1 protein-coding gene is annotated in these 302 nt (G+C 70.5%); it reads right to left on the bottom strand.

Annotated elements, in window-relative coordinates; translation table 11 throughout:
* A partial coding sequence (locus IEY93_RS08535; RefSeq protein WP_229690982.1) for a sugar phosphate isomerase/epimerase family protein occupies nt 1–302 on the bottom strand: 302 nt, incomplete at both ends.

The following is a 302-nucleotide window of genomic DNA, read 5'->3' as shown; positions in this document are numbered from 1 at the left end:
TCGGGGGCGCCGTGCAGGCGGTCCATGCCGGCGTCCTCCCATTCCACCGAGATCGGGCCGTCGTAGCCGATGGCGTTCAGCGCGCGGAAGCAGTCCTCCCACGGCACGTCCCCGCGCCCGGTGGACACGAAGTCCCAGCCACGGCGCAAGTCCGCCCAGGGCAGGTGCGAGGACAGCCGGCCGCGGCGGCCGTCGCCGATGCGGACCTTGGCGTCCTTGCAGTCGACGTGGTAGATCCGGTCGGCGAAGTCCAGGATGAAGTTCACCGGGTCGATCTGCTGCCACACCATGTGCGAGGGGTC

The sequence above is a fragment of the Sphaerisporangium melleum genome (genome assembly GCF_014646695.1).
Taxonomy (GTDB): Bacteria; Actinomycetota; Actinomycetes; order Streptosporangiales; family Streptosporangiaceae; genus Sphaerisporangium; species Sphaerisporangium melleum.
This window is presented reverse-complemented; position numbering and strand designations above follow the sequence as displayed.